The sequence below is a fragment of the Paracoccus sp. MA genome, assembly GCF_020990385.1.
Taxonomy (GTDB): domain Bacteria; phylum Pseudomonadota; class Alphaproteobacteria; order Rhodobacterales; family Rhodobacteraceae; genus Paracoccus.
This window is the reverse complement of sequence record NZ_CP087597.1, coordinates 260220-282058: the sequence shown is the minus strand read 5'-3', so window position 1 is coordinate 282058 and position 21839 is coordinate 260220. Positions and strand designations below refer to the sequence as shown.

At 66.4% G+C, this 21839-nt stretch carries 24 protein-coding genes and 1 pseudogene; 7 read left to right on the top strand and 18 right to left on the bottom strand.

Annotated features, from left to right (window positions below):
* Positions 1-39: 39 nt before the first annotated feature.
* The 6 genes from LOS78_RS01440 to LOS78_RS01415 all read left to right on the top strand — a co-directional run bounded on the left by LOS78_RS01440 (position 40) and on the right by LOS78_RS01415 (position 6776).
* On the top strand, positions 40-1161 hold the full coding sequence (locus LOS78_RS01440; RefSeq protein WP_028716273.1) for an LLM class flavin-dependent oxidoreductase: 1122 nt from the start codon (positions 40-42) through the stop codon (positions 1159-1161).
* Complete coding sequence (locus LOS78_RS01435; RefSeq protein ID WP_230376555.1) at positions 1158-1751, top strand: NADPH-dependent FMN reductase; 594 nt, start codon at positions 1158-1160, stop codon at positions 1749-1751. The genes LOS78_RS01440 and LOS78_RS01435 overlap by 4 nt, the downstream gene beginning before the upstream one ends.
* Entirely contained in the window at positions 1751-4117 is a 2367-nt protein-coding gene (locus LOS78_RS01430; protein ID WP_230376554.1) for a glycoside hydrolase family 3 protein, read from the top strand. Before LOS78_RS01435 ends, LOS78_RS01430 begins: the two co-directional genes overlap by 1 nt.
* A 165-nt stretch (positions 4118-4282) precedes the next feature.
* On the top strand, positions 4283-5266 hold the full coding sequence (locus LOS78_RS01425) for a VOC family protein (protein ID WP_230376553.1): 984 nt from the start codon (positions 4283-4285) through the stop codon (positions 5264-5266).
* Positions 5263-5649 (top strand): Rieske (2Fe-2S) protein, encoded by a 387-nt coding sequence (locus LOS78_RS01420; RefSeq protein WP_230376552.1) that lies wholly within the window; start codon positions 5263-5265, stop codon positions 5647-5649. The genes LOS78_RS01425 and LOS78_RS01420 overlap by 4 nt, the downstream gene beginning before the upstream one ends.
* Positions 5646-6776 carry an FAD-dependent oxidoreductase gene (locus LOS78_RS01415; protein WP_230376551.1) on the top strand — a complete coding sequence of 377 codons (1131 nt, stop codon included), beginning with the start codon at positions 5646-5648 and terminating at the stop codon, positions 6774-6776. Before LOS78_RS01420 ends, LOS78_RS01415 begins: the two co-directional genes overlap by 4 nt.
* 242 nt (positions 6777-7018) lie before the next feature.
* Here LOS78_RS01415 and LOS78_RS01410 read toward each other — a convergent pair whose 3' ends face one another.
* Genes LOS78_RS01410 through LOS78_RS01390 form a run of 5 tightly spaced genes read right to left on the bottom strand, consistent with a single transcriptional unit; the run spans position 7019 to position 12292 of the window.
* A complete protein-coding gene (locus tag LOS78_RS01410) occupies positions 7019-8155 on the bottom strand; it encodes a Gfo/Idh/MocA family protein (protein ID WP_230376550.1) in 1137 nt (378 codons plus the stop codon).
* Positions 8152-9225, bottom strand: a complete 1074-nt coding sequence (locus LOS78_RS01405) for a sugar phosphate isomerase/epimerase (protein WP_230376549.1) — start codon at positions 9223-9225, stop codon at positions 8152-8154. The genes LOS78_RS01410 and LOS78_RS01405 overlap by 4 nt, the downstream gene beginning before the upstream one ends.
* 51 nt (positions 9226-9276) lie before the next feature.
* Positions 9277-10905 carry a GMC family oxidoreductase gene (locus LOS78_RS01400; RefSeq protein ID WP_230376548.1) on the bottom strand — a complete coding sequence of 543 codons (1629 nt, stop codon included), beginning with the start codon at positions 10903-10905 and terminating at the stop codon, positions 9277-9279.
* Positions 10906-10914: 9 nt separating this feature from the next.
* Entirely contained in the window at positions 10915-11916 is a 1002-nt protein-coding gene (locus LOS78_RS01395; protein WP_230376547.1) for a sugar phosphate isomerase/epimerase, read from the bottom strand.
* A 1-nt stretch (position 11917) separates the two neighbouring features.
* Positions 11918-12292 carry a DUF6379 domain-containing protein gene (locus tag LOS78_RS01390; protein ID WP_230376546.1) on the bottom strand — a complete coding sequence of 125 codons (375 nt, stop codon included), beginning with the start codon at positions 12290-12292 and terminating at the stop codon, positions 11918-11920.
* A gap of 193 nt (positions 12293-12485) precedes the next feature.
* Between LOS78_RS01390 and LOS78_RS01385 the strand changes: the two genes are divergently transcribed.
* Positions 12486-13193, top strand: coding sequence for a TetR/AcrR family transcriptional regulator (locus tag LOS78_RS01385; protein WP_230376545.1), 708 nt, complete (start codon positions 12486-12488; stop codon positions 13191-13193).
* 32 nt (positions 13194-13225) lie between these two features.
* Here the strand turns inward: LOS78_RS01385 and LOS78_RS01380 are convergent, their stop codons facing one another.
* The 13 genes and pseudogenes from LOS78_RS01380 to LOS78_RS01320 all read right to left on the bottom strand — a co-directional run bounded on the left by LOS78_RS01380 (position 13226) and on the right by LOS78_RS01320 (position 21674).
* On the bottom strand, positions 13226-13999 hold the full coding sequence (locus LOS78_RS01380; RefSeq protein ID WP_028716266.1) for a cyclase family protein: 774 nt from the start codon (positions 13997-13999) through the stop codon (positions 13226-13228).
* A complete protein-coding gene (locus LOS78_RS01375; protein WP_230376544.1) occupies positions 13996-14955 on the bottom strand; it encodes a fumarylacetoacetate hydrolase family protein in 960 nt (319 codons plus the stop codon). Before LOS78_RS01375 ends, LOS78_RS01380 begins: the two co-directional genes overlap by 4 nt.
* Entirely contained in the window at positions 14952-16112 is a 1161-nt protein-coding gene (locus LOS78_RS01370) for a S9 family peptidase (RefSeq protein ID WP_230376543.1), read from the bottom strand. The genes LOS78_RS01375 and LOS78_RS01370 overlap by 4 nt, the downstream gene beginning before the upstream one ends.
* Before the next feature lie 190 nt (positions 16113-16302).
* Positions 16303-17379, bottom strand: coding sequence for a hypothetical protein (locus LOS78_RS01365; protein WP_230376542.1), 1077 nt, complete (start codon positions 17377-17379; stop codon positions 16303-16305).
* Between the two features lie 109 nt (positions 17380-17488).
* Positions 17489-18397, bottom strand: a complete 909-nt coding sequence (locus LOS78_RS01360; protein ID WP_230376541.1) for a LysR family transcriptional regulator — start codon at positions 18395-18397, stop codon at positions 17489-17491.
* A gap of 72 nt (positions 18398-18469) precedes the next feature.
* On the bottom strand, positions 18470-18808 hold the full coding sequence (locus tag LOS78_RS01355; RefSeq protein WP_230376539.1) for a DUF2200 family protein: 339 nt from the start codon (positions 18806-18808) through the stop codon (positions 18470-18472).
* Between the two features lie 28 nt (positions 18809-18836).
* On the bottom strand, positions 18837-19199 hold the full coding sequence (locus tag LOS78_RS01350; protein WP_230376537.1) for a hypothetical protein: 363 nt from the start codon (positions 19197-19199) through the stop codon (positions 18837-18839).
* Between the two features lie 217 nt (positions 19200-19416).
* A pseudogene (locus LOS78_RS01345) lies at positions 19417-19500 on the bottom strand (plasmid pRiA4b ORF-3 family protein); the annotation flags it as partial.
* A gap of 30 nt (positions 19501-19530) precedes the next feature.
* Entirely contained in the window at positions 19531-20046 is a 516-nt protein-coding gene (locus LOS78_RS01340) for a hypothetical protein (protein ID WP_230376536.1), read from the bottom strand.
* A 179-nt stretch (positions 20047-20225) separates the two neighbouring features.
* Entirely contained in the window at positions 20226-20708 is a 483-nt protein-coding gene (locus LOS78_RS01335) for a class I SAM-dependent methyltransferase (protein WP_230376534.1), read from the bottom strand.
* Positions 20666-21076, bottom strand: coding sequence for a VOC family protein (locus tag LOS78_RS01330; RefSeq protein ID WP_230376532.1), 411 nt, complete (start codon positions 21074-21076; stop codon positions 20666-20668). The genes LOS78_RS01335 and LOS78_RS01330 overlap by 43 nt, the downstream gene beginning before the upstream one ends.
* A gap of 23 nt (positions 21077-21099) precedes the next feature.
* Positions 21100-21321, bottom strand: coding sequence for a hypothetical protein (locus LOS78_RS01325; RefSeq protein WP_230376530.1), 222 nt, complete (start codon positions 21319-21321; stop codon positions 21100-21102).
* Positions 21322-21476: 155 nt separating this feature from the next.
* A complete protein-coding gene (locus LOS78_RS01320; RefSeq protein WP_230376529.1) occupies positions 21477-21674 on the bottom strand; it encodes a DUF1127 domain-containing protein in 198 nt (65 codons plus the stop codon).
* Positions 21675-21839 lie beyond the last annotated feature (165 nt).

Below are 21839 nucleotides of genomic sequence, written 5' to 3'. Positions count from 1 at the left end.
GCACGGCCTTTCCCGGCCGTCCTTCGGGAGGAAAATCCAATGAAATTCTCGCTTTTCCTGAACGCCCGCGCCACGGCGCCGGACCAGGACCGCTTCGTCATGCAATCGGTCGTCGCCCATGCCCTGTCCGCCGAAGCCGCCGGATTCGAGGCCGTCTTTACCCCCGACCACCATTTCACCGGCTATGCCCCCTGGGCCTCGGACCCGATGATGTTCGCGGCCTGGCTGGCGCCGCAGTTCAAGAAAAAGACCACGCTGGGCTTTTCTGTCACCTCGGTGCCGCTGCACAGCCCGGTGCGCTTTGCCGAACGGGTGAACCTGCTGGACCAGATCAACGACGGCCGCGTGCTGATCGGCGTCGGTTCCGGCACCACCCCCGAAGAGATGATCGGCTTCGGCGTGAACTACAAGCAAGCGTCGGAAATCTCGGATCGCAACCTGGAGATCGCGGAACGGCTCTGGGCCAAGCAGCCCGAGGACCCGCCGGTCGAATACGAGAACGGCCCCTACAAGGGCCGCGTGCTGCAGCGCATCGCACCGGCCGCCTACAGCAAAGGCCATGCTCCGCTGATGCCGGTGGCGCTGAAGGATGCCTCGGCCCGGCGCGCGGCGGAACACGGCTGGCCCGCCTTTATCCCGGCCTTCACGCCCCCGATGATCAACAACCTGGAACCGCTCAGGCACGTCACCACGCATTTCACCAAATATCGCGACCTGTTGCTGGCCGCCGGCCACGACCAAGCCACGCTCGACCACGCGCTTGGCTGGACCACCCACACCTATCAATGCGTCCATGTCGCCGAGTCCGCCGACCAGGCCCGCGAAGAACTGGAAGTAATCCTGCGCGCCTATCAGGACGCCGTGAACCGCGAGAACGAATTCGCCAAGAAGGCCGAATCCAACGAGGCCAACACCAAGACCGACAAGATCTCCGACGCGCTCAGCGACGAATGGATCGCGACCTGGTGTCTCTATGGCACGCCGGAACAGGTGATCGAGCATCTGCAACCCTATGCCGATCTGGGCATCGGCAACGTGCTCTGCGGCACCACCACCGGCCCGCTGACGCAAGAGCGGCTGGACTTCGCCGAGCAGACCGTGCGCCTGATGGGCCGGCACGTCATCCCGCATTTCGCGGCCAAGCAGGCGGTGCCGGCATGATCCGGCCGCTGATCGTCGGCTTCGGCGGCACCACCCGCCCCGGCTCGTCGGGCGAAAGGCTGGTGCGCGCGGCCTTGGCCGCCTGCGAGGCCGGGGGCGCCGAGACCCGCCTTTTCGGCGGAGATTTCCTCGCCGAACTGCCGCATTACGCCCCCGAGCGGCCCGAGCGCAGCCCGCGCCAGACCGAATTCGTCGAGGCGGTCCGGCACTGCGACGGCATCGTCATCGGCACGCCGGCCTATCACGCCGGCATCTCGGGCCTGGTCAAGAACGCGCTCGACCTGCTCGAAGACCTGCACGGCGACGCGCGGGTCTATTTCGACGATCGCCCCGTGGGGCTGATCGTCTCGGCCGCGGGCTGGCAGGGCGCCGGGGTCACGCTTTCGGCGCTGCGCGACATGGTGCATGCGATGCGCGGCTGGCCCACGCCGATCGGGGTCACGGTGAACACGCTGGCCGGCCCGGTCTTTGCCGAGAACGGCAGCGTATCGGATGCGCAGCTGACCGCGACCATCGCCGCGCAGGCCGACCAGATCATGCGCTTTGCCCGCGCCTTCAAGGCGCGGCACGATATGAAGGGGGCCGCCTGATGTCCGGACTGAGCACCGATGACAAGGCTCTGCTGACCGCCGGCGGCGCCATGTGGTCCACCGCCACGCCCGGCGACGTGCCGGCGCTGACCATGGCGGACGGGCCGATGGGCGTCGCCTCGGGGCGCGTCGATGAACGCGACGTGGCGGTGCTGACCCCGGCGCCGGTGGCGCTTGGCGCCAGCTGGGACCCGGACCTGGTGCGCCGCATCGGCGCCGTGGTCGGGGCCGAGGCCGCGCGCTCGGGCGTCGATGCGCTTCTGGCGCCGAACCTGAACCTGCCGCGCTCGCCGCTGTGCGGGCGGGCCTTCGAATATTTCTCGGAGGATCCGTGGCTGACCGGCGCGCTTGGCCGCGCCTGGGTCGAGGGCCTGCAGGCGCAGGGCGTCGGCGCCATTCCCAAGCACGTCACCTGCAACGACAGCGAGACCGACCGCAATCAGGTCGATGTCCAAGTGGACGAGGCCGCGCTGCGCGAGGTCTACATGCTGCCCTTTGAGATGGCCCTGGCCGCGCAACCGGCGGGTTTCCTGATGGCCTATAACAAGGTCAACGGCAGCTATTGCTCGGAAAACGCCCTGCTGATGAACCAGATCATCAAGCAGGAATGGAGTTTTGCCGGCCTTCTGGTCTCGGACTGGTTCGGGGTGCAGGATGGTCTGGCCGCGACCCGCGCCGGGCTGGACCTGGAGATGCCGGGACCCGGCCGCCAGATGGGCAGCCATGTCACCGCCATGGTGGCCGGGGGCAAGGTCGCGCCCGCGCGGCTGGAGGATGCCGCAAGCCGCGTCGAGCGAACCGCCCGCCGTTTTGCCGGCAAGGGCCAGACCGCGCCCCTTGACCGTGCAACGCTGGTCGAAGCCGCCGCCGCCGGCATGGTGCTGTTGAAGAATGACGGCGGGCTGCTGCCGCTGGACCCCGCGCGGCATCCGAAGGTGGCGTTGGTCGGGCCGAACTGGTTCGCGCCCTGCTATCAGGGCGGCACATTCGCCAAGATCGCCATCGACCCCGACCTGCCTACCCCCGGCCAGGCGGTGACGCAGGCGCTGGCCGGCTGCGCGGTCAGTTTCGCGCAGGGCTGCCTGCCGAAAGCGATCCTGCCGCCGATGCGCGTCACCCCGGCCCAGGACCTGCCCAACAGCCGCGGCTGCGGCATGGTGGTCAGCTATTACGACACGCAGGATTTCGACCGCCCGCCGGTGGCGCAGGAAACCCGCGACACCAATTCGCTGACCTGGTTTGCCCGCACCGGCATCGCCGCAGTGCTGGACAAACCCGCCGGCATCCGCGCCGAGGGCATCTTTACCCCCGACCACCCCGGCGCGCATGTCATCTGCGCCGGCGGCACCGGCGCCATCCGCGTGCTGGTCGACGGGGTCGAGCTGCATCGCAACGACACCACCTATGCCCCCGCCGACATCATGGGCCGGCTGAAATCGGGCGAAGCCGACCGGGTCGAGATCGACTTCCCCGACCGCGCCCCGCGCCGCATCACCATCGAGCTGCGCTATCCCCCGGCCTATGTGCAGGGGCTGTGGTATGGCATCGAGGGCCCCGAACGTGCCGAGGCCATGCTGGCCGAGGCCGAGACCGCCGCGCACGACTCTGATCTGGTTCTGCTGATGCTGGGCGAAACCTCGGATGCCAGCGTCGAATCCAGGGACCGCGACAGCACCGCCCTGCCCGCACGGCAACTCGAACTGCTGCGCCGCGTGACCGCCGCCAATCCGCAGACCGTGGCCATCGTCAACGTCGGCCATGCGCTTGATCTGTCCTTCGCGGATCAGGTGCCGGGGCTGATGCTGGCGCTGTATCCCGGGCAGGAATTCGCCGCCGCCCTGGCGGAGGTGATCCTGGGCGCGCGCGAACCGGCCGGCCGGCTGGCCTTCAGCATCGCGGCGCAGGACGGTGACTATCCGGCCTTTGCCCTGCAACCCGATGCGCAGGGCCGGCTCGGCTATGCCGAGGGCCGGCTGATCGGCTATCGCGGCATGATGGCCGCCGGCAAGGCGCCGCGGTTCGGGCTGGGCGAGGGCATGGGCTATGCCAGCCCGGCGCTGGCCGAGGCGCGGCTGACCGGGGACGACCGGGTGGCGTTGCGGCTGACCAATGCCGCGCGCCGTGCCGGCAAGGCGGTGGCACAGCTTTACGCCCGCCTGCCGGGCGAGGATTTCGCCAGCCTGATCGGCTATGCCACCGCCACCGTCCCGGCCGAGGGCAGCGCCGAGATCGAGATCGCCCCCGACCTGCGTCCGCTGCGGCGCTGGCAGGGCGACGGCTGGCTGCTGCCGGACAGCGTCCAGCTGCATGCCGGCCTGTCCCTGCGCGAAGCCATGGCCAGACCGCCGCTGGTTCTGCGCCTCTGAACCGTCGGGGGCGGTCGCGGTATCGCCCCCGACCCATTCACGAAATCACTTTTGCAGATTTATCGAGATGATTTCATGAATGTCCTTTTTCCCCTTACAAGCCACAGCATCCGGCGGGGTCGTGCCCGCCGCACCATCCCGCAGGGCAGGCATCAGGAGGAGCACATGCGCATCATCGGACCCGACTATCTGGTCTTTGGCGTCGAGGATCTGGCCGGATCCGCGCGCTATCTTGAGGATTTCGGCCTGACCCCGGTCGATCTCGATGAAACCGGCGGCCTGTTCGAGGCGCTGGACGGCACCGGCGTCATCATCCGCCACCGCGACGACCCACGCCTGCCCGCGCCGCTGCCGACCCGCAACATGCTGCGCCAGCAGGTCTATGGCGTCGAGGATGCCGCTGCGCTCGACGAGATCGAGGCCGAAATGTCCAGGGACCGCCGCGTCACCCGGCTGGCCGATGGCTCGATCGAGTTCCAGGACTGCCTGGATTTCCAGGTCAAGTTCCAGGTCACCAAGCGCCGCACGCTGAACATGCCTGCGGAAAGGATCAACGCTCCCGGCGCCCCGGCGCAGCGCGGCCCGAACGAGCTTGGGGTGTGGGACGACATGCCGGCCCAGCCTCGCACACTCAGCCACGTCGTGCTGTTCGTCCCCGACCTGCCGAAAATGGTCGACTTCTATACCCAGCGCCTGGGCTTCGTCATCACCGACGTGCTGGAAAATGCCGGGCCCTTCCTGCGCCCGCGCTCGAATGACGATCATCACACGCATTTCTTCATCCGCACGCCCGCCTACATGCAGGGCTGCGAGCACCTGGCCTTCCACATGGGAGGCCCGACCGAGCTGATGGTGGCAGGCGACCGCTTCATCCGCAAGGGCTACCAGTCCTTCTGGGGGCCGGGCCGGCACAGGTTCGGCTCGAACTGGTTCTGGTATTTCAACAGCCCGCTCGGCTGCCATTTCGAATATGACGCCGACATGGACAAGCACGACGACAGCTGGGTCGCGCGGCAGGCACCGAACGGCCCCGAGGCATCGCAGATCTTCCTGCTGCAATGGCGCGAGAAATGGGCGCCCGGCGGCGGTCCCGAGGGACAGGACGGTTCGCTGCCGGCCGGCATGTCCAAGCCCGGCGCAGGCCATTGAGGACAATCGGGGCCGAGTTCCTGCCTCTCTGTCACCGCGACGATGTGGCCATCGGCGCGGCGCGGGGCTTCCTGCCCGCACCCGGCGCACGGCGCAAGATCATCGTGCTGAACCGGGGCGAGGGGCGGTTCCTGGCCTATTGGGACGCCTGTCCGCATTACACCGGCGGCACGCCGATGGCCTGGCGGGCGGACGCCTATCTCAGCGGCGACGGACGGCACCTGTCCTGCCACGCCCATGGCGCGCTCTTCGACATCGAGACGGGCGATTGCATCGACGGCCCCTGCCTGGGGCGCAGACTGACCAGAGTTCCGCTGGTGATGGCCCCGGATGGCATGATCCATGTCCCCGCCCATCTCGCCGGCAAAGGGAGGGAGACATGACGGCAGCAAGCAAGGTTCTGGTGATCGGCGGCGGCTTTTCCGGCATGTCCGCCGCGATCATGATGGCGCGCGGCGGCATCGCGGTGGATCTGGCCGAGATCGATCCCGGCTGGCGCAGCTATGGCGCTGGCATCAGCCTGCACGGCGCCACGCTGCGCGCGTTCCGGACGCTGGGCGTGCTCGACAGGTTCTGCGAGACCGGCGCGGTGACCGACGGGCTGGTGATCCGCAAGCCGCATAATGACGAGGTGATCACCCGCATCCCGACCCCGCCTGCGCCGGGCGTGGACCTGCCGGGCAATGCCGCGATCATGCGCCCGGCGCTGGCCGCGATCCTGTCGCAGGCAACGCGCGAGGCCGGGGTGAACGTGCGGCTGGGTTGCAGCTTTGCCGGCATCGTGCAGGACGCGGATGGCGTGGACGTGAGCTTTGCCGACGGAAGCAGCGCGCGCTATGATGCGGTGATCGGGGCCGACGGCCTTTATTCGGCCACGCGCCAGGCGCTGATGCCCGACGCGCCCAGCCCCCGCTTCATGGGTCAGGCCGTGTGGCGCGCGGAACTGCCGACGCCCGAAGGCGTCGACACGCTGAACATGTGGCTGGGCCGGGGCGTCAAGGCCGGCATCAACCCGGTCGGCCAGGGCCGCAGCTATATCTTCCTGACCGAGGACAAGCCGGAAAACGACTGGATCGACGAATCCGAGCTGCTGCCGAGGATGCAGGCGCTGCTGGCGCGCTTCCCCTCGCCCATCCTGTCGGGGGTGTCGGCGGGGCTTTCGACCGACAGCCGGCTGATCTATCGCCCGCTGGAAGGGATGCTGCTGCCGCAGCCCTGGTCCGTCGGCCGCGTCATGCTGATCGGCGACGCGGTGCATGCGACCACCCCGCACCTTGGCGCCGGCGCCTGCATCGGCATGGAGGACGGCATCACCATCGCCGAGGAACTGCTGGCCCGAGCCAGCGTGACCGGGGCCTTTGCCGCGCATGAGGCACGTCGCTGGGAACGCTGCCGCATGGTGGTCGAGAACTCGGCGCGGCTGTCCGAGATCGAGATCACCGGCGGCGACCAGAACGAACACAATGCCATCATGGGCCGCTCGGTCGTGGCCCTCACCGAAGCAATCTGAGGACGCGAACGAGAGGAAAATCCGCGAATCCAAGGCCGGCCCGGACCCTGCTGGGGCAAGGACCTGCCCGGCCCGATCGCCGAAATCAAGCGGGGCTGTGACGGAAAGGTCGGGGTGGCAGAGAACCTGGGCCGCTACCGACCGCGCCTGCCCTCCTCAGAAAAAGCCGCGGGGCCGACCCTGCGGCTGTTCCCGTTCCGGCCGGTCGGGAGGAGCGCGAACAGCCGGATACTCGGACCGGGTCAGATTTCGACCCAGCCCGCATCCCGGGCCGCGCTGTCCAGGCAGGCGGCGATGAAGCGCATCCCCAGCATGCCGTCGGCGATGCCCGGGACATGCACGCCCTCGGGCGCAGGCGCGCCCGCGTCATGCGCCCGGATCAACGCGGCAGCCTCGGCATAGATGGTCGCGAATGCCTCCAGATAGCCCTCGGGGTGGCCGGCCGGCACGCGCAGGTTGCGGCTGCCTGCCGGCGTCGCCCCGGCACCGCCGCGGGTGATGATCCGGCGGGTCTCGCCAAAGCGGCTGAAGCGCATCTCGTTGGGGCTTTCCTGCGCCCATTCCAGCCCGCCCTTGTCGCCATAGACCCGCAGCCGCAGCGCGTTCTCATTGCCGACCGCGACCTGGCTGGCCCAGAGCGTGCCGCGCGCGCCCGAGGCGTAGCGCAGCATCACCTGCGCATCGTCATCGACGCGGCGGCCGGGGACGAAGCTGCTGAGCTCGGCCGCCAGATGCGTCGGCGCCTCGCCGGTGACATAGCAGGCAAGGTTCAGCGCATGGGTCCCGATATCGCCGATGGCGCCGCCGCCCGCGCGCGCCGGATCGGTGCGCCAGTCGGCCTGCTTGTTGTCCGCGCCGGCCGGTTCGGCCAGCCAGTCCTGCGCATATTCGACATGGACCGAGCGGATGGTCCCCAGATCCCCCCGCGCCACCATCTCGCGCGCCTGCCGCACCAGCGGATAGCCGGTGTAATTGTGGGTGAGCACGAACAGCTTGCCCGAACCCGCCGCCACGGTCTCGAGCTGCCGCGCCTCGTCCATCGAGGCGGCGAGCGGCTTGTCGCAGATGACATGGATGCCGGCCTGCAGAAAGGCGATGGCGGGGGCGACATGCATGTGGTTGGGGGTGACGATGGCCACGGCGTCGACGCCGTCCAGCCGGGCGGCCTCGGCCCGGGCCATGTCCGCGAAATCGGCATAGCTGCGGGCCGGGTCGATGCCCAGATCCACCGCCGATTGCGCCGCGCGCTGCGGGTCTGACGACAGCGCCCCCGCAACCAGATCCCATTGCCCGTCGATGCGCGCCGCGATGCGATGGACGCCGCCGATGAAGGCACCGCGCCCGCCGCCGACCATGCCCAGGCGAAGCCTACGGCTCATGCGCGTCCTCCCTGCAGCAGACCCAGCATGGCGGCGATCTGCTGCCCGTCGACGCCGCTGGCGGCGAAATCGTCGAAGGTCTTGCCGGTGACCTCGATGATATGCCGCGCGATGAAGGGCGCCCCCTCGGCCGCGCCCTGCTCTGGCGATTTCAGGCAGCATTCCCATTCCAGCACCGCCCAGCCGTCATAGGCGTATTGCGCCAGCTTCGAGAAGATGGCGGGGAAATCCACCTGCCCGTCACCCAGGCTGCGGAAGCGTCCGGCGCGCTTCGCCCAGGGCTGATAGCCGGAATAGACACCCTGACGGCCGTCCGGATTGAACTCGGCATCCTTGGCGTGAAAAGCGCAGATGCGGTCATGATACCGGTCGATGAACGCCAGGTAATCCAGCTGTTGCAGCAGGAAATGCGAGGGGTCGTAGTTGATCCGCGCCCGCTCGTGACCGCCGACGGCGTCCAGGAACATCTCGTAGGTCGCGCCGTCGAAAACATCCTCGCCGGGGTGGAGCTCGAAGCCGATGGTGACGCCCTGCTCCTCATAGGCATCCAGGATCGGGGTCCAGCGGCGGCCCAGCTCGGCAAAGGCTTCCTCGATCAACCCGGCCGGGCGCTGCGGCCAGGGATAGAGATAGGGAAAGGCCAGCGAGCCGGTGAAGCTGACCGAGTTGTCGAGGCCGAGGCGGCGCGAGACCAGGGCGGCCTTCTTCATCTGGTCGATGGCCCATTCGGTGCGACCGGCCGGATTGCCGCGCAGCGCCGTCGGCGCGAAGCCGTCGAAGGCCAGATCATAGGCCGGGTTCACCGCGACAAGCTGGCCTTGCAGATGGGTCGAGAGCTCGGTGATCGCCACGCCCGCATCGGCGCAGATGCCGCGGATCTCGTCGCAATAGGCTTCGCTGTCATGGGCACGGTTCAGGTCGAAGAATCGCGCGTCGGTCGTGGGCAGCTGCACGCCCTTGTAGCCAAGGCTCGCCGCCCATTTCGTGATGCCTTGCAGGCTGTCGAACGGCGCGGCATCGCCGGCAAATTGCGCCAGGAACAGGCCCGGCCCCTTCATGGTCTTGGACATTCCATCCCTCAATTGTCGCTCAAGAGCGGCCCGGCAAGGCCGCCCGACTGGTCAGGCACACGCGTCCTGCAGGATCAGCTCGGCCGCACGCACCGCGATGGCCATGGCCGGGCCGTTCGTGTTGCCCGAAACCGTCGTCGGCATGGTCGAGCAATCGACTACCCGCAGCCCCCGCACCCCATGCACCCGGCATCGGCTGTCCAGAACCGAAGTCTCGGGATCGGTGCCCATGGAACAGGTGCCGGTGCCGTGCAGCCCGGGGCTGAGCATCCATTTCAGCTCTTCGGCGACGGCGTCCTCGGACTGGTATCCCGGGCCCGGCACCCGCTCCTTGCCGACAAAGGGCTTCAGCGGCTCGCTCGCCGCCATGCGGCGCAGGGTCGCGACCAGTTCGACGGCCATCTTGCGGTCGTAACCCTCGGGGTCGCTCCACCAGCCGGCCTCGACCTCGGGCGGCGCGTCCGGGTCGGGAGAGGTGATCGCCACCGAGCCGAGGCTCTTCGGCCGCAGGTGAAAGCCCGAGAACATGATCCCCGGCTCGTCCGAGATCGGGCCGCGCCCGGGTTCGGATTTCATCTCTTTCGACGAGCGCATGGCGAAGGGCCCCGCGCCCAGTTGGAAATCGGGCCATTCCCGGTCGCCGTCGGGGGCGTAGAGCATGGTGATCGGCATCCCCACCCGCGCCAGCTTGCCGGTCCGGGTCAGGAAATATTGCAGCGCGTTCTTGTAGAGGCGCCAGCCCCTGAACTCGCAGTTCATGCCCGGATCGCCATGCAGGTCATAGGTCAGAGTGACCATGGCATGGTCCGACAGGTTGCGCCCCACGGCCTTCAGGGGCGCCTTGACCGGAATGCCGTGCCGCGCCAGCAGCTCGGGATCGCCCACGCCCGAGAGTTGCAGGATCTTGGGCGAGGTATAGACCCCGGCCGAGAGGATGACATCGCGGGTCGCCTCGAAGGTGACCTTGCGGCCGTTCTGGCGGCATTCGACGCCGGTGGCGCGGCTGTCCTTGATCAGCACGCGGTCGACCAGCGTATCGGTCACGATGGTCAGGTTCGGCCGGCTCTTGCGGATCGGCGCCAGAAACGCCTCGTAGGAGGAGGCGCGCACCGCCCGGCGGTTCACGGTGAACTGCGACCAGCCCATGCCGTCGGTCCTGGGCGCGTTGATGTCGTCCAGCCATTTCAGACCAAGCGTCTCGCCCGCCTTGACGATGGCCTCCATCACCTTCGAGCGATAGGTGGACATGGTGATCTGCAAGGGGCCGTTCCTGCCGCGCGTCCTGTCGGCGCCCTTTTCGCGATAGTTTTCCATCCATTCGAAACAGGGCAGCATCTGCGACCAGGACCATTCGTGCAGGCCGCTCTGGCCCCAGTTGTCATAGTCGCGCGCCATGCCGCGCAGATACCAGGTGCCGTTCACCGCCGAAGAGCCGCCAAGGCCGCGGCCATAGGTCCATGTCTCGGCCGGGCGACCCAGCTGCGGCTTGATCGGGAAGAACCAGAAAAACCTTGGGTTGCCGAAGATCTTCATGAAACCGCCCGGCATCTTGATGAAGCGGTCCTGATTGTCGCCGCCGGCCTCGATCAGCAGAACCCGGTTGCCGGGGTCCTCGGACAGGCGATTGGCCAGCACGCAGCCCGACGAGCCGGCGCCGACGATGATGTAGTCATAGGCCATCCTGCCGCCTCACGCATGTTTCGCGATGATGTCGCGGCACATCCGGTGCCAAGCCTCGATGCGCGGCAGGGCGGCCTTGTCATTGACCATGTGGCCTTCCCATTCGCAGGACATCGTGCCGCTGAAGCCGTTGTCCAGAAACACCTTCAGCGTCTTGTCATAGTCGATGGCGGCTTCGCGCCCCTCGGCGTCGATGTCGTAGAACTTGCCGTGGATGTGGAAGCATTGCGGCATGATCTCGGCCCAGACGGCCGGATCGACGCGGTTGATGATGCCAAAGATGATCATCAGCTCGACGCCGTGGCGATCCTCGATGCCGTTCTGCGCGCACCAGCCCATGAAGACGCCGAAGCGCTGGAAGGGCTCGTAGCTGTCGTCATGCCAGATTTCCAGCGCCTTCCGGATGGCGCTTTCCGGCGCGCCGACCACGTTGCGGAAATAATCGACATGGATCTGCGGCACGTCGCGGGCGGTGGCGCCGAAATCGGGAATGAAGCCCAGCATCTCGCTGTCCACCTCGGCATACATCTCGCGATAGGCGATGATGTCGGGATGGCTGGGACTGTGCGGAGCGTGGATTTCCAGCCCCAGCCTGACGCCCAGCCTCTCGGCCAGCGGCACGCAGCGGCGGATCACGGCGGGGGTCGCGGTGTTCTGGTAGCGCACGGCGCGGAAGCCCAGTTTCGCAGCCGAGCGGATCTGGCGTTCGTGATAATCCACCATCGCGTCGTCCGTGATGGGCTGGTTCGGCTTCATGAAGCGGTCGGCATTGATGCCCAGGCAATTCGCGGTCTGCGAGGTTTCTGCCATCACCGCCTGGAAGGCGTCCGCCTCGGCGTCCGAGACATCGGGGAAGCTGCGGAAGGACTGGAAGCCCACCACCTCGATCTGCGTGCCCAGCTTTTTCTCGTCCACCAGCCGGATCATGTCCTGCCAGCTCATCTGCCGGCCGTGGCATTCATTGGTGAAGGAATAGATCGAGGTGCCGAGTTCGATATGCGCTTTGGTCATGTCAGTTGGCCTTCATCCGGGCGATGCCGCGCGACTTGCGGCGGAAATCGGCGATATAAGGGGGGTAGAAGGACAGGGTCACATCGACCTCGTGTTCCCCTCCGGCGGCGACAGCCTGATCGGCGACCAGCACCAGGCTGTCCTGCACGAACCAGTATTCCCCGGTCAGATCGGCCATCTCGGCCAGCGGGCGCAGCTTGCCGTTCAGTTCGAAACGCAGCTTTTCCCCGGGGATATCGGAACCGTCGATGCGCAGCCCGTCCAGCTGGATCACCGACAGCGGCAGGCTGCGATACCAGGGCAGCCGCAGGCCGATCGCCAGCCCATCGGGCCGGGCGACAAGGCTCTGCGCCTCAAGCAGCACATTGGTCATCATGTCGGGTCTCCTCCTGAATCCGGGGACGCGGGTGCGCGCCCTTAAAAATGAGTGCGCTCATTCCTTGCGAGCAAACCCGCCGGCTGTCAAATTCAATGGATCCATTCAACAGTATTCACCAAATTAATATGATCTTGATTTATTGCCGGTTTGACAGCACCCCACCCATGCGACAAGTTGCGCCTGATCATGAATGAGCACGGTCATCCCGATGAAGCATGAACAGCTCTCACGTACCGAGATCGGCAAGCGCGACAAGCTGCGCCGCATTCGCGAGGCATCGCGGGCGCTTTTCCTGTCGCGCGGCTATGAAGAGGCGACCATCCGCGAAATCGCGCGGCTGGCCGAGGTGGCGCAGGGCACGCTGTTTCTCTATGCCGCTTCCAAGCGTGACCTGCTGTTCATGCTGTATAACGACATCATCGAGGCCGCCGCCGCCGAAAGCCTGGCCGTGCCCCATGCCGAGCTGTCGCTGGCCGAGGCGCTGATGCACATCGTCTTGGCCAATGTGCAGGCCTATACCGCCGACATCGCCATTGCCCGGCTGGGGCTCGTCAACCTGAACCTCTATGACGATTCCGACCAGGCCAGCCGTTTCGTTGCGCTGCATGGAACCGTCACCGATCTGGTCGCCCGCCTGCTGCGCGAGGGGCGCCAGGACGGCAGGCTCAGCGCCGATTTCGACGTCGAGCTGATCGCCGGCATGGTCATCTCGGTCATGGTGGAAGGGCTCAAGACCTATCTCCGCGCCGACCTCCCAGACATTGCCCGGATGATGCGCGACACGCATGGCCAGATCGCGGTGATCCTGCGCGGCCTGGGCGCCGGGCCGGAAACGCTGGTGATCCGCGACCAGCGGATCGCCGGCTGGCTGGTCAGCCCGCGCCCTGAAGGGGCATGAGAAAGCCGCCAAGCCCCGAGCCCCTTCGGGGTTCAGTCCTCGATGATCGCCACGGGGCGGCACCAGCCGGCCGAACCGCGCTCGACCTTGACCGGGAAACACATGACCTGAAAGCCGTGGTCAGGCAGCTGGTCGAGGTTCGCGAGTTTCTCCATGTGGCAATAGATCGTCTCGGCCCCGGCCTTGTGGCCCTCCCAGAACAGCTCCCACTGTCCGGTGGCGATGGCCTTCTGCGCCACGCCCATCAGCGGCGCGTCCCAGCTCCAGGCGTCGGTGCCGCAGACGCGCATGCCGCGGCTGGTCATCCACAAGGTCGCCTCGCGACCGATGCCGCAGCCGGCGGCGATATAATCGTCCCGACCGTAAAGCGCGCCGGCGCGGGTGTTGACCAGCACGATCTCGCCCGGTTGCAGCACATGGCCGATGCGCTGGAATTCGGCCTCGATCTCGCCGGCAGTGACGACATGGCCGTCGGGCATGGCACGGAAGTCCAGCTTGACCCCGGGCCCCATGCACCAGTCCAGCGGGATCTCGTCGATGGTCAGGGCGCGCTCGCCGCGGTTCATCGTCGGGTGATAGTGAAAAGGCGCATCCAGATGCGTGCCGTTGTGCGTGGTCAGGGTCAACCGCTCGATGGCGGCGCCCTTGCCGTCCAGCTGGTGCTCGACCGGGACGCCGAACATCTGCTGATATTCCAGCGCGCCGGCGTCATGGTCCTTGTATTCGATCCTGGGTCCCAGCCCCGGCGGATCCGAGCGGAAGCGGTCGGTCAGGGTCACGGACAGGTCGACGATGCGCCGGGTCATGGCTTCACCACCTTCTGGTCGATCACGCCGAACAGCGGCGTGCCGTCGCGCAGGGTGCATTCCATCCGCACCCGGTCGCCGAAGCGCATGAAGCCGGTCTGCGGCGCGCCCTGGTCCAGCATCTCGATGGCGCGGCGCTCGGCGATGCAGGAGGAACCGACCTTGCGGAAATCCGGGTTCGAGACCGTGCCCGAGCCCAGAACCGTGCCCGCCACCAGTTCACGGGTGCGGGCGGCATGGGCGACCAGTTCGTCGAAGCCGTAGGTCATGGCATGGCCCTCGGCCCGGCCGAAGCGGGCGCCGTTCCAGTCGACCGCCAGCGGCAGGTCGACGCGGTGGTCGTGCCAAGCCCTGCCCAGTTCGTCCGGTGTCACCGCGACGGGCGCCATGGCGCTGGCGGGCTTGGCCTGCACCCAGCCGAAGCCGGTCTTCATCTCGATGGGCGCGATGCTGCGCAAGGACCAATCATTGATCAGCACGATCAAGCGGATATGCGCCGCCGCCGTCGCCGCATCGGCGCCCATCGGCACGCGCGACAGGATCACACCGAATTCTCCCTCGAAATCGATGCCGTCCTCCTCGGAGGGCAAGGCCACATCCTCGGTCCCGGACAGGAAACGGTCCGACAGGCCCTGATACATCAACGGCCGGCCCTTGGGATTCGGCGGCAGGTCGAAGACCTGCTGCATCAGTTCGCCATGGCTTTCATAGGCCGAGCCATCCAGCCATTGCCAGGCGCGCGGCAAGGGCGCCAGCGCGGCGGCCGGGTCGAAGGGCTGGCCGCCGCCGCCATTCAGCGCCTCATATTGCGCGATCAGGGCGCCGGACAGCCCCTCCCAATCCTCGATCAGCGCCTGAAGCGTCGGAACCTCGGCCGGGGCGCAATGCGTCAGGTCGCGGCTGACCACATGCAGCCGCCCGTCCCGGGTGCCGTCGGGCAGGGTCGCCAGCTTCATGCCAGCCGCCCGCCCAGCGTTTCCGCAAACCAGTCGGCGATGAAATTGCGGCCATAGGTCATGTTGTCGGCGCCGACATGCTCGACCCCGCCCTCGCGGTCGGTAAAGATCTTCAGCGCGCGACGCGGCGCGTTGGTCAGCTGGTCATAGGCCTGATGCGCATATTCCAGCCCGATCTGGCGGTCGTTGGCGCCATGGGTGACCAGGAAGGGCACGCGGATCTTTTCCATCACGCCGTTCAGGTTGAAGCCTTCGGCCTTGGCCAGGAAGTCCTCCATGTCCCCGGCGCCGAATACCCACATGACATGGTTCCAGTAATGCGGCACCGGGTTCTCGCCCTCGCGCTTCAGGCGCTTTTGCTGCACCTCGGCCCAGTTGTGGTTGGCGCCCCAGACCGCGCCCGAGGCGAAACGCGGCTCGAACGCGCAGACGCGGGGGGCATAATAGCCGCCCAGCGAGATGCCGGTGATGCCGATGCGGGCGGCATCCACATCCTCGCGCGCCGCCAGCCAGTCATAGACCGCGCTGCCCCATATCTCGCTGTCGAAATGAGCATGCATGCCCTGCAGGCGCAGGCTTTCGCCAGTGCCGGGCTGGTCGACGCAAAGCGTGGCGATGCCGCGCCGGGCCAGCGCATGCGGCAGCCGCGACCAGTAGAGCAGCTCCTTGCAGCTATCGAGCCCGTTCAGATAAACCACCGCCGGCGCCGGGCCTTCGACGCCCTCGGCGGGGGTGTAGAGCACCGGGATCACCTTGTCGCCATAGGGCACCTCGAAGCGGGTCACCTTGTCCCCGGCATATTGCGTCCCGCGCTGGAAGGCGTCGAGCCCCTTGCGGTAGGTCTCCATCCGCCCGGGGGTGCCCTGACCCTGCATGCGCTCGGCGAGGATGTAATACAGCGCGGCGCGCTGCAGCTTGTCACCGGCCGAGAGCAGCCGGCCTTGCCCCTCCTCCTCGGCTGCGATGCCGGCAAGGCGATCCGCGACCCGCACCCATTCGCGCATGAAATCGGCGGTGCCTGCATCCTCGCCGGCCTTGGCCTTGTCCAGAAGCGGCTGGCACATGTCCATGATCTCGCCGATCTCGGCCCCGCTGGCCAGCGCGATCGAGATCGTCAGGTTCCAGACATAATTCGGGAAATAATTGAACATCGCCATTGCGCGCTTCCTTCCGTGGCTGACTTGCCAGGGCCGCGAGACCCTTGGCGAACACGGGCCGGTGCTGGAGGCCGGCCCGTGGTGTTTCTTCATGTGCTGGCGAATGTTGAGACGCCGCGATAAGCCATAGCGACCGCCGCCATATTTCTGAAATTGAATTCGGAAATTCCGTGCATTCACATAGGAAATGCTAGAACCGGTAGCGCATGGCCAGTTCGAAGGCCCCGCCCCGCTCGGGCACCGAGACCGGCGGCTCATAGGCATCGTCGAAGCCTTCATAATAGCCGTAGCCATTATCCCAGCCCGCAAACAGGTCCAGCTTCTCGGTCACGCCATAGCGCCCTTCCAGCGCCAGCCCGCCTTGGGTGTCGGCACCGAATTTCAGCTCCCACGGCTCGGTGCCGAAGTTCAGGCCGAAGATGCCGATGTGGTCATGCAAATAGGGGTTGCGCATGTCCGAGAAGCCCATGCCGATGCTTTTCAGCCGCAAAGCGTTGCCCTTGGGCGCGTTGTAGAAGGCCAGGTACTGGTCGCGATACCAGGTCCATTTGCCCTCTCGCATCTGGCGCAGCCCCATCAGCATGAAGTCGCCGGCCACCACCCGCGCGCCCAGCACCAGGTCGCCCAGGTTGTTGCCCTGCAGGAAGATGCCGTTCCGTCCAAAGCCGTATTCCAGCTTGGCGTCGCCCCAGGGTTGCTCGTCCAGCATGTCGTCGGCATGGAAGGGGCCATAGCGGCGCAGCGGGTCCAGGGTGACCGTCAGCCCGACCGGACCCAGCTTATTGTCATAGCGCAGATAGGCATCGGGAAACACCTTGTAGACGGTGCCGTCCGAGGCCCGGGCCGCCTTGCTGGCGAAAACGTCGCGATAGGCGGGCGCCGTGCCCATATAGACGTTGAAGCCGCCGCGGTTGAACCAGTCGCCATCCGCGAAAGGACGGTTTTCCCAGGGCTTGAAGCTGCCCGCTTCGAGCTTTCCCCATTCCTTCATGTCCAGCGTGGCGCGGAAATCGACATGGTTGTCGTCGAGATAGTCGATCTCGTCCTGGAACGAACGCAGGTTCAGCCGCAGCAACCCGTCCAAGTCCCAGCCATTGTCAAATGTGGTGGTATAGGTGCCATCGAGCGTCCCCAGCCCATAGGCGCCATCCTCGACCCCCGCGCTGCCCCAGCCCAGAATGACCTCGCCGCCGAGCTTGAATTCGGCATGAGCGGATGTGGTCGCGGCCATCGCAATGACGGCCGCGGCAAAGAGATGCCGGTCCAAGTGTTTCTTCCTCCCTCAGAAAACTTGACTGTTGCCAAGAACAACAAGCGGCCCGGAAAGGAAAATTTACTTTGAAGCCTGCGGGTATTTATAGAATCAATATTCTATTTTATGGGCACATGTCGTCGACGCAGGCCCGCACCAGCCCCCGCAGCCAGACCAGCCCCGGATCGCGTTCGCGGTGGCCCAGCCATTGCATGGTCTGGCTGAGCCGCGGCAGGGCGACGGGCGGATCGAACAGCACGAAATCGCCGCTTGCCGCCGCCTTCTGCCCCAACCGCCTCTGCAAAAGCGCGATGCGGTCAGTGCCGCGCACGAGATCGGGAATGGAGTTGAAGGCATAGGTCGTCACCACCGGGCTCAGCTTCAGCCCGGCCTCGCGCGCCGCGATGACGGCAAAGCTCTCCTGCCCCGAGAAGGGTTCCATCACCACATGCGGCGCGCCGGTGATGCGCTCCAGGTCCATGACCTTGCCGGCATGACTGCTGCGGGCGCAGGCAATGACGCAGATGTCATCCTGATACAGCGTCTCGCCGACGCTGCTATCGGCGGCGGTGAAATCGGGGGCGATCAGCAGGTCGATCTCGCCCCGCTCCAGCAGCTTGCCGGGCGTAGCGTGCTGCGGGCGAAAGTTCACCCGCACCAGCGGCGCCTCATCGGCCAGGCGCTGCACCAGCGCCGCGCCCAGGACCGCCAGGGAATAGTCCGACAGCGCGATCGTCAGCTCGCGCGTACTGGTGCGGGGATCGAATTGCGGGCTGGTGATGACGGTGGATTCGATGCGCAGCATGACATCGCGCAACGGGTCGCGAATGGTCTCGGCAAAGGGCGAGAGCTCCATCCGCCGCCCGACCTGGATCAGCAGCGGGTCATCGAAATAGGTGCGCAGACGGGCCAGCGCATTGCTCATCGCCGATTGGGTGATGAACATTTCCTCGGCGGCTTTCGACACGTTGCAGGTGCGCAGCAGCACATCCAGCGCGGCCAGCAGATTCATGTCGAGCTTCTTGAACCGCATTTCTCTCCTCCTCGCGTTGACCACCTGGGCCAGTGCGACCGGATATCGCTGACGTGAATACTCCCTTGGCTCTTAGCTAGCCCATGGCGATGGGCAGATACAAGAATATCTGTTCTTGTTTTGGCGCAAGCTGCTGAAGAAGTCGGGGAGTCGGAAGGGGGGCCTCGCGAGTGGTCGAGCGCGGTGCCCTTGATCAGGGAACGCGCCAGATTCATGCGCGGAGCCTCGACGAGAATGTCTTGAAATCCGTCCGGTCTTCCAGCCGGGCCGCCAGTTGCTCGGGCTATAGCCAGTCAGCCAGCAGATGATCTCATCGACCTCAACCCTAGTCCGGCCCTTCTTCTCTGCCTTGGCCACGTAATGCGGATGGACGCTGGCAAAGCTGGTGGTGAAGATCCTGTGCCTGGTCATCCTGCCTCCCGGGTTCCGGCGATGCGCATCATCCCTCACCGAACCGTCCCTGCGCGTCGGGCCAGGTCCAGATAGTCTCGTCGGCGAGGATCGCATCCACGACCGCTTCCGCCCTTGGTCTGGCGCTCGGACTATCGGCCATTCCCATGTGTCGGGTTTCCATCTCGACCAGGAAGGCGACGACCTCGTCGCGGGGCGTTCCCCGGCGCAGTTGCGAGGCAGCCGCGATCAGATAGCTGTCGTATTCGTCCGCAAAGGACAGGTTGACTTCGTCGTCCCACCTGCCCGGCCGGCTTTCCGGGTCCAGCAAGCCGATGGGATCCCAGAGCGTCCAGCCGATATCGCGCAGCTTCGACAGCTTGATCCTGGGTTGCGGTGCGATCTCGGTCATGGGTCTGTCGGGGCAAGGGTTGAACGGATGGGCCAGCTTCGCACAGGCTGACGATGGGTCGCAACGGGAGCCAACCCTTCGGCGCCTTCGGCTTCGGCTGATGCAGCCGGCGCCGCGCGTTCGCACGAAAGGCATTGCGCAGATCCTTGTTGATCAGATCGAGATCGAACCATTCCGGATGGAAATGCCCGCCTGCCCATCGCAGCGTGGAGCGATGCTCCTCGTGCGCCGGGTCGCGGATGATGTCGAGGAAATCCTCATAGCCCCGCGGCCTGCCGACGTCCTCGGGCGGTCTCGCCAAAGATCACTCGAACAATCCGCCGACCCTGGTTTAGACCTTCTCCACGAAAGCCGCTGTCCGCCCAGCATCGGTCTTGTATTGCTTTCCCAAGATCTGCCGGTGCTCGATGATCCGGCTCACCGTCAGGCGGCAGGCCGCGTCGGAGGGATGCAGGGGCCGCGCCGCCCGTTCCTCCAGCTTGGCCATCGCCCCGGACGACGAAAAAACCTTGCGGATGGCGATATGGCCGAGCGGCTGGTTCTCAAGCAGGAACATCTCGAGCCAGGCGCCGTTATACGCGTTCTCGAAGCCGATGACGGATCGGTTGGCACCGAGGGCATAGATTGTGACCAGGCCACCCTGCGCCATCGGATCTATCGTCTCAGGGATTAACATATCGGCAATCTCGTAGCGCCCGAGCAGCCAGCGCATGACCAGATCCGGCTCACCGCGCAGGGCCGCGGGCAGATCCTCGGCGCGGCCCGACCGGAGGTCGGGAAGCAGCGCGGTATCGAGGCAGCGCCACTGGCCGGTCGCCACGCAATGGAAGGTCAGCAGGAAACGCATCGTCCGCATGCCCCTTGTTCTGTTTTCGCCGCCGGTCGGTCACAAGCCGAGCTAGGTACAGGGGCTTTGGCATGCAAGGGAGCGCGGTGACGCTGCGACAACCTGCCCGAGGGGCGCCCCCCTGCCCCCCGCCATGCACCGGAACGCGAAACGCGTTTCCGGTTGCACAAGCCGAATCGTCACCGCCCTCGCAGCCCGATCTCCCGAAGCGGATGCCCCGTCTCGATGAACAGCCGCCCCGTCGGTTTCAATACCGCCCGCAATCGTTCAAGGGCGCGTTGCTCGATATCCGGGTGACGACCGTCCAGCGCCCCGACACGTATCGCGAAGGCGATGTCGAAAGGCTCTTCACCCGGCGGCAGCTCGAAATCCTCGATCGCCGCTCGCAGGAACCGCAGGCGGCCGGTGGCGATTTCCGCCTTCGATCCGGCAACCGCGCTTTCGATCGCCCTGACCGAGCGGTCGATGGCCAGGATAAAGCCGTTGCCCACACGTCGGGAAACCTCGCGGGCCGCCACGCCCGGGCCGCAGCCGATCTCCAGCACCCGGTGGCCCGGTGCCAGCGGCAGGGCGTCCACGAAACAGGCGATCCGGTTCGAAATCCGCGGTGCCATGATGCTCAGGTCTTGTCGGTCACCTTCGGCCACCAGGTGCCGAAGCACCACAGGTTGCCTTCCGGGTCGCGGCAGATGAATTCGCGGCTGCCATAGTCGCGGTCGGTCAGCCCTTCCTCGATCGCCGCGCCGGCGGCCTGGGCGCGGGCGAACATCGCGTCAGCGTCATCCACGGCGATATAGAGCGACTTGCCGCCCTGCGCCGAGGGCGGGCCCACCATCTCGCCATAGGCGTCCGCCTTGTCGTCGCCGCACATGATCATGGACGAGCCGAAGGCCAGTTCGGCATGGGCGACCTTGCCGTCCTCCATGTATTTCGCATGGATGGTGAAGCCGAAGGCCTTTTCCAGCCAGTCGATCATCGCCGCCGCGTTGCGGAAGCGGAAGGTCGGGTAGATGCGTGGAGCCTCAAGCATGCTGTCCTCCTGTCCTTGACGGCCTAGGGTGCCATACCGTCTTCGGCACCGGTCAAGCCGTCGGCCTCGATGGGGCGGTAGTTCACCGGCATCTGGTCCATCGCCGGATCATAGCCGGAAACGCCCTTGCCGTCAGGTGTGCGATGCAGCGCCGGACACCGTCTGCGCCATGACATCCCGGAGGATCTCCGAATGCGACAGCGCGCGGCGATCGGCTCAGGGCGATGCCGCAGATCGACCGCCATCTCCTCCGTTTCCCCGATCGCCCGGCCTTGGACATGATGGCGAGCGTTTATCGCATGACCGGGATTCCGAGCATGCCAAACCTCGGTTTTCCATCACCCGCGCATGAAAAAACCCCGAGGCATAGCCGCGGGGTCCGTTCATCGATTGGATGGCCTCAGAGGCCGCGGGCGACGCGCTCGATATCGCCGCGGGTCAGGCCGATATCGGTCAGTTCCCGATCCGTCAGCCGGTGCAGTTCGCGGCGGGTGATGCGGGCGTCGTTCCAGGCGGCGGCCATCGCGGTCACGCGGACAAAAACCTGGCCCAGGCCACCGGCAGCAGCACGGCTATGGCTCATCTCGACAGCGGACATCTCGGCACCTTTTTCCTCTTGCCCATCCGGCGGGCATGTTTCGGACAAGGCGGATATAGGCTGGGCAGCTGACGGGAAGTAGCCGTGATACCGGCAAACCAGCCATGCATTCCGCGCTGCAGCATGGGCTGCGGACGGGCGGGCAGAAATCACATCCCGACCCAA

Excerpts from the sequence above, each read along its gene's own strand:
- LOS78_RS01425 (WP_230376553.1), top strand. The coding sequence starts at position 4,283 with ATGCGCATCATCGGACCCGACTATCTGGTCTTTGGCGTCGAGGATCTG.
- LOS78_RS01435 (WP_230376555.1), top strand. The coding sequence starts at position 1,158 with ATGATCCGGCCGCTGATCGTCGGCTTCGGCGGCACCACCCGCCCCGGC.
- LOS78_RS01430 (WP_230376554.1), top strand. The coding sequence starts at position 1,751 with ATGTCCGGACTGAGCACCGATGACAAGGCTCTGCTGACCGCCGGCGGC.
- LOS78_RS01380 (WP_028716266.1), bottom strand. The coding sequence starts at position 13,999 with ATGACCCGGCGCATCGTCGACCTGTCCGTGACCCTGACCGACCGCTTC.
- LOS78_RS01370 (WP_230376543.1), bottom strand. The coding sequence starts at position 16,112 with ATGGCGATGTTCAATTATTTCCCGAATTATGTCTGGAACCTGACGATC.
- LOS78_RS01395 (WP_230376547.1), bottom strand. The coding sequence starts at position 11,916 with ATGACCAAAGCGCATATCGAACTCGGCACCTCGATCTATTCCTTCACC.
- LOS78_RS01410 (WP_230376550.1), bottom strand. The coding sequence starts at position 8,155 with ATGAGCCGTAGGCTTCGCCTGGGCATGGTCGGCGGCGGGCGCGGTGCC.
- LOS78_RS01320 (WP_230376529.1), bottom strand. The coding sequence starts at position 21,674 with ATGTCCGCTGTCGAGATGAGCCATAGCCGTGCTGCTGCCGGTGGCCTG.
- LOS78_RS01330 (WP_230376532.1), bottom strand. The coding sequence starts at position 21,076 with ATGCTTGAGGCTCCACGCATCTACCCGACCTTCCGCTTCCGCAACGCG.
- LOS78_RS01440 (WP_028716273.1), top strand. The coding sequence starts at position 40 with ATGAAATTCTCGCTTTTCCTGAACGCCCGCGCCACGGCGCCGGACCAG.
- LOS78_RS01355 (WP_230376539.1), bottom strand. The coding sequence starts at position 18,808 with ATGACCAGGCACAGGATCTTCACCACCAGCTTTGCCAGCGTCCATCCG.
- LOS78_RS01375 (WP_230376544.1), bottom strand. The coding sequence starts at position 14,955 with ATGAAGCTGGCGACCCTGCCCGACGGCACCCGGGACGGGCGGCTGCAT.
- LOS78_RS01400 (WP_230376548.1), bottom strand. The coding sequence starts at position 10,905 with ATGGCCTATGACTACATCATCGTCGGCGCCGGCTCGTCGGGCTGCGTG.
- LOS78_RS01405 (WP_230376549.1), bottom strand. The coding sequence starts at position 9,225 with ATGTCCAAGACCATGAAGGGGCCGGGCCTGTTCCTGGCGCAATTTGCC.
- LOS78_RS01360 (WP_230376541.1), bottom strand. The coding sequence starts at position 18,397 with ATGCGGTTCAAGAAGCTCGACATGAATCTGCTGGCCGCGCTGGATGTG.
- LOS78_RS01340 (WP_230376536.1), bottom strand. The coding sequence starts at position 20,046 with ATGCGTTTCCTGCTGACCTTCCATTGCGTGGCGACCGGCCAGTGGCGC.
- LOS78_RS01325 (WP_230376530.1), bottom strand. The coding sequence starts at position 21,321 with ATGGCGGTCGATCTGCGGCATCGCCCTGAGCCGATCGCCGCGCGCTGT.
- LOS78_RS01350 (WP_230376537.1), bottom strand. The coding sequence starts at position 19,199 with ATGACCGAGATCGCACCGCAACCCAGGATCAAGCTGTCGAAGCTGCGC.
- LOS78_RS01390 (WP_230376546.1), bottom strand. The coding sequence starts at position 12,292 with ATGATGACCAATGTGCTGCTTGAGGCGCAGAGCCTTGTCGCCCGGCCC.
- LOS78_RS01385 (WP_230376545.1), top strand. The coding sequence starts at position 12,486 with ATGAGCACGGTCATCCCGATGAAGCATGAACAGCTCTCACGTACCGAG.
- LOS78_RS01415 (WP_230376551.1), top strand. The coding sequence starts at position 5,646 with ATGACGGCAGCAAGCAAGGTTCTGGTGATCGGCGGCGGCTTTTCCGGC.